Genomic DNA, 1,457 nt, shown 5'->3' with positions numbered 1-1,457 from the left:
CCGGTCGACGTGGCCCTGTGTCGCGCGCGCGGCGGACGCCGCGACGTCCGGCTCGATGCCCTCGCGCCGGACCAGCATGTCGGCGACGGCCGCGACGGACGGGGTGCTCAGGTTGAGGTGCCGGCAGCGGGAGCGGATCGTCGGCAGGACGTCCTCCAGGGACGGGGCGCACAGCAGCCAGACGGTGCGCGGCGCCGGTTCCTCGACGGCCTTCAGCACTGCGTTCGCCGACTTCTCGTTCAGCCGTTCCGCGTCCTCGACGAGGATGATCTGCCAGCGGCCGGTCGCCGGGGACGTGAACGACTTGCGGACCGTGTCCCTCATGTCCTCCGCGAGGATCTGCGTGCCGACCGCGGCGACCGTCGTCACATCGGCGTGCGTCCCGATCAACGCCGTATGACACCCGTCGCAGAACCCGCACCCCGGCGCCCCGCCCAACGCCCTGTCCGGACTCACACACTGCAACGCCGCCGCGAACGCCCGCGCCGTCTGCGTCCGCCCCGACCCGGGCGGCCCCGTGAACAGCCAGGCGTGCGTCATCTTCGACGCCTCGGGCGGCGCCGTCCCCTCCACGGCCGCGGTGACGAACGCATCGGCATCCCGAGCAGCCGCCCCGAGCTGCTCACTGACCCGCTCCTGCCCGACGAGGTCGTCCCACACGCTCACCCGCGCCCACCGCCTTCCGCTTCGTCCCGTTCAGCACCGCGGTCTCCATTGTGAAGGACCCCACTGACAACGAAGCCGCACCGAAAAACCGCGCGCACGCCCACCCCTCAGAGGCGCGGAGCCGCACCAGAACGCAGACGGCCACCCAGACTTTCAGGGGCGCGGGGAACTGCGCGAACAACCCCACGGCGCCGCACCCGCCATCCGACAGATGCGGCACCCCCTACCGCGCCCGGCTACCGCCGACGCCCGTCCTCATCATCCCGCCGCGACCCCAACAACTCATCCGCCAACGACGGCAGATCGTCAAGCGGCGTCTCCTCAGCCCAGTCCGACCGAGGCCGCCGACGAGGCACCCCCCTCTCGTCGACCTGCGGCAGCTCCCGCGTCCGGTCCTCCCGTTCGTCCCGGAAGAACCCCGGCGGCACCCGATCCGCAGCCGCCTCCCCCCGCACGGGCGGCAGCACAGCCGTCTCCTCGGCACCGGCGTCGGCGCCCGCAGCCCACGACGGCCGCCCGGCGGAAGCGGCAGGCGGCTGAGGCAGCTCGGCCGTCACCTCACCGGCCCCCGGCGCCTCGTCCTTCACCAGCCGCACGGGCGGCAGCACAGCGGTCTCCTCGACGTCCTTCTCCGGCGTCACCGCGGGGGTGGGCACCGTGACCGCCTCGGACGGCTCGGGCCAAGCCCCCCGACGTCCGGCCGCCCCCTTCGCCGCAGACCAGGCCGCGGACTCACCGGACTCGGTCCGCACATCCCGCCCCTCGGAGGCCCCGTCGGCCCCGGCGCCCCC

The 1,457-nt window shown here is 74.1% G+C and carries 1 protein-coding gene and 1 pseudogene; both read right to left on the bottom strand.

Annotated elements, in window-relative coordinates; all coding sequences use genetic code 11:
• Positions 1 to 666: DNA polymerase III subunit delta' (locus ACVNF4_RS35970; RefSeq protein WP_461807028.1), on the bottom strand; the 666-nt coding region annotated here is incomplete at its 3' end.
• A 236-nt stretch (positions 667 to 902) separates the two neighbouring features.
• Positions 903 to 1,457, bottom strand: a pseudogene (locus ACVNF4_RS35965) (dTMP kinase); the annotation flags it as partial.

This window comes from Streptomyces sp. S6 (assembly GCF_054880855.1).
Note: the sequence above shows the minus strand (reverse complement) of the source record. Positions and strands in the feature narration are given on the sequence as shown.